Source organism: Myceligenerans indicum, from assembly GCF_016742955.1.
Lineage (GTDB): Bacteria > Actinomycetota > Actinomycetes > Actinomycetales > Cellulomonadaceae > Myceligenerans > Myceligenerans indicum.
In genome coordinates this window covers 1-3,810 of the sequence record NZ_JABBYC010000104.1, presented here as the reverse complement: position 1 = coordinate 3,810, position 3,810 = coordinate 1, and the positions used below count along the sequence as shown (strand labels likewise).

General features: G+C 72.2%; 4 protein-coding genes. 3 read left to right on the top strand and 1 reads right to left on the bottom strand.

All coding sequences use genetic code 11. The features are described 5' to 3' along the window. On the bottom strand, nt 1–180 hold a 180-nt coding region (locus HGK34_RS22370), incomplete at its 3' end, for a hypothetical protein (RefSeq protein ID WP_207193650.1). A 224-nt stretch (nt 181–404) separates the two neighbouring features. Here HGK34_RS22370 and HGK34_RS21985 point away from each other — a divergent pair. From HGK34_RS21985 to HGK34_RS21975, 3 genes are all read left to right on the top strand, one after another. Then, nucleotides 405–1,067, top strand: a complete 663-nt coding sequence (locus HGK34_RS21985) for a uridine kinase family protein (protein WP_201851523.1) — start codon at nt 405–407, stop codon at nt 1,065–1,067. A 65-nt stretch (nt 1,068–1,132) separates the two neighbouring features. After that, a complete protein-coding gene (locus HGK34_RS21980; RefSeq protein ID WP_201851521.1) occupies nt 1,133–2,344 on the top strand; it encodes a glycosyltransferase in 1,212 nt (403 codons plus the stop codon). A gap of 138 nt (nt 2,345–2,482) precedes the next feature. Next, nucleotides 2,483–3,694, top strand: coding sequence for a LacI family DNA-binding transcriptional regulator (locus HGK34_RS21975; protein ID WP_201851519.1), 1,212 nt, complete (start codon nt 2,483–2,485; stop codon nt 3,692–3,694). The last annotated feature ends 116 nt before the right edge of the window (nt 3,695–3,810 follow it).

Below are 3,810 nucleotides of genomic sequence, written 5' to 3'. Positions count from 1 at the left end.
CCTTATCGTCGGCAGCGTCAGATGTGTATAAGAGACAGCCAACGACCCCGCCGTCACCGCCGCCACCACCGATCGGGAACGCGTCGCCGTCACCACGCCGAACGCCGAAGAGACACCACCCGCCACCGCGGCAAGAACACCGGCCACACCACCGACACCCCGCACCGAACCAACCGACACCGTGAGCCTCCAACGGCCTAGCGAACAAGTCAGGAAGCCGCTCCACAGCGCCAGCCCGGAACAGTCCGGCGCAAAAGCTACACCACCGATACACCTGGCAAGAGTGAAATTTACGACAACAATCCACATCAATAGTCTCCAAGACGGTCACCCTGGCAAGGTTCACCACCCAAACTTCACCCCGTCGCAAAGAGGCATGGCCGCGTAGGAGACAATGGACCCTCGTGACCGACCCCGCGGAGCCCCTGGATCTCGCCCTCTTCGACGTGCCTCCCGGCACCCGTCACCCACGCACGATGATCGCGCTGCTCACAGGCCCTTCAGGATGCGGGAAGTCCTCCCTGACGCGCCGCCTCGGCATGCCTGTCGTCGAGCTTGACGACTTCTACCGGGACATCGACCACCCGGACCTGCCACAGGCGTTCGGCAGCGTCGACTGGGACCATCCGGCCTCCTGGGACGCCGCGGCCGCCCTGGCAGCCTTGCGCGAGGTCGCGACCACCGGCCGCGCGGAACTTCCGGTCTACGACATTCCCGTCTCGCGGCGCACCGGCTCGCACATTCTCGACACCGGGGGCGCGCCGCTCGTCATCGCGGAGGGCATCTTCGCCGCCGAGCTCGTCGAGGCCTGCCGAGCAGAGGGCATCCTGGCCGACGCGATCTGCCTGGCCAGGCCTCGCATCGTCACCTTCTGGTTCCGGCTGCTCCGCGACGTCGCCGAGTCGCGCAAGCCCGTTCTCACGCTGCTGCGCCGAGGAGCCGCGCTCTACCGCGACGAGCCGCGGCTGGTGCGGCGATGGGCGGCGATGGGTTGCCGCGCCGTCGGCCGCACCCGTGCCGAGGTTTCCTTGCGGAAACGTGCCCGCGAGATCTCCGGTCAAAAGTGACCCGCCCGTAACCCTGACGCCACGTGCCTCACATCTCCGCCACTCACTCTGTGAGGACGGAGGTGATGTCTGTGATCCAGCGCAACGGATTGCGAGTGCTCTCGCTCTACGAGGGCTTCTTCAGTGGTGGTGCCCGTGTCCTGCACTCCACGGTCGTGACCGGCCTGCACCAGGGGGGCCGGCAGCAGCACTCGGTGCTGAGCCTGCACCACGAGGTCAAACGGGAGTCGACGCTCCAACGCATGGAGGACGATCCGCGCTACCGCGCGCTTCGTGCCGCCGGCGTGCGCGTCACGTCGCTGGGGCGCAGCACGGAGGTGGAGCACGATCCGCGCGGCTTCACGGACGCGGAGATGACGGCGGCGGTCCGCCAGGCCAGGACGGCCGACGTGATCCTGTCGCTCAAGGAGCAGCCGCTGCGGCTCGTGAACCAGCCAGGGTTCCCGCACAAGCCCGTGGTCGCCTGCCTGCACCGGTCCGATCCGGAGCATCAGGGCCACGCCCTCGACGACCTGATCACGGCGGCCGAGCTCGGCAAGCTCTCCGCCGTCGTGTGCTGCGCGGAGTCCACCCGCGACGCCTACCAGCAGGCCGGCGTTCCGGCCGAGCTGCTCAAGGTCGTCCCGAACGGGATCAACCTGGTCCGCTTCCGTCCGGTGCGTGGCGCGCGGCGCCTCGCGCTGCGCGGGTCGCTCGGGATCGCGCCGGAGTCCACCGCCGTGGTCTACGCGGCCCGCTACGACGCGATGAAGAACCCCGAGCTGTTCCTGCGGTCCGCCCGGGAGTTCCTCGACCTGCAGCCGTCCGGTCAGGTGCTGATGTGCGGGGCCGGGATGACCGGCGCGAACCCGGACCTCGCCGACGACCTCACCCGGATCTTCGGCGACCGCCCCGACCTTCTCGGCCGACTGCAGCTGCTCGGCGTCCGGCACGACATGGAGCTGCTGTACGCGGCGGCCGACGTCGTCGCCCTGACCTCCGCGTTCGGCGAGGCCGCGCCGCTGTGCCTCATCGAGGGCGCGATGTGCGGGGCCGTGCCCGTGACGACGCCGGTCGGGGACGCCCCGTCGATCGTGTCCGGGATCGGCTTCGTCACGTCGTACGACCCCGTCGAGATCGCCGCGACCTGGATCGAGGCAGGGGCGCGCCGCGAGTCCCTGCGGCCGGCACGTGACGCCGCCCGCCCACGGTTCAGCCACGTGCGGATGATCGCGGGCTACACCCAGGTGATCGAGCGCGCGCACAAGGAGGCGGGACGGCGCCTGACACGCGTCTGACCTCCCGCGCCCGCGCCGTCCGCGCGACGTGCCGCGGACGTGCTGCCGCCCCGGCGAGACCTCGCCGGGGCGGCGGCTTGCGGACACGCAGCCGGCACGCCCGCGCCGTCGTCGTTCAGTTTGCGGCAGGATGACCTCATGTCCGACGGCCCTGTCACGCTCAGCCGCGTCGCCCGCGAAGCGGGCGTCTCGCTGGCCACCGCCTCCCGAGCGATCAACGGGAGCGCCACCCGCACCGTCCGCCCCGAGCTGCGCGACCGCGTCATGGCGGCGGCGCAGCGGCTCGGCTACGTCCCGGACCCGAGCGCCCAGGCGATGGCGCGTGGCCGCACGGCCGCGCTCGGGCTGGTGGTGCACGACATCGCGGACCCGTACTTCTCCGCGATCGCCTCCGGCGTCATGCGTGCCGCCGAGGCCGAGGGCGTGATCGTCACGCTCGCGTCGACGCAGCTGCGTCCGGAGCGGGAGCGGGCGTTCGTCGAACTGGTGAGCAGGCAGCGGGGGCGGGCCGTGATCCTCGCCGGCAGCCGGGTGGCGCCCGGCGCCGGATCTCCCGACGCGGCCCCGGACCTGGAGGGCACCCTGACGTCCTTCCGCGACTCGGGCGGCGGCGTGGCCACGATCGGCCAGCCGATCGGGGACCTGCCGGTGGTCGAGATCGACAACGCGGGCGGCGCGGCCGCGCTCGCGCGCGAGCTGGACCGGCTCGGCTACCGGCGGTTCGCGGTCCTGTCCGGTCCGGCGAACCTGCGGACGGCCGCCGACCGCAGCACCGGTTTCCGCGACGCGCTCACGTCGCTGGGCCGCACGGTGCGCGACGACGACGTCGTCCCGGGCGAGTTCACGCGGGACGGCGGATACGCCGCGATGACGGAGCTGATCGCGCGGTCGGGCAAGGCCGCCGGCGGGGACGGGGACGGGGACGGCAGCCTTCCCGAGCTCGTCTTCGCCGTCAACGACGTGATGGCCGTGGGCGCGATGGCCGCGGTACGCGACGCCGGCCTGCGGGTGCCCGACGACGTCGCCGTCGCGGGCTTCGACGACATCCCCACGCTGCGGGACGTGGTTCCGGCGCTGACCACGGTCCACATCGCGCTCGAGCGGATCGGCGAGGCCGCGACCCGCCTGGCACTCGGCGTACCTGCCGGTCTGGACGCCGGGCGGGGATCCGGCGCCGGAACGGCCGAGGGGCCGGACGCCCGGCCGGGATCCGGCGCCGCGACGACCGAGGGGCCGGAGGCCGAGCCAGGATCCGGCGCCGGGACGGCCGAGGGCCTGGAGTCGACCGCGCCGGGCTCGGTCCTGGTCCACGGCGAGGTCGTCCTGCGCGCCTCGACGCCGGGTCGCTGAACGGCGCCGACCCGCCCCGCCTCACTCCACTCCCTCACCCCGACTCCCTCACCCCACTCCCTCTCGCCGCGCTTCCCCTCTGCGGCCACGCCGCCTCCTGTCTCTTATACACATCT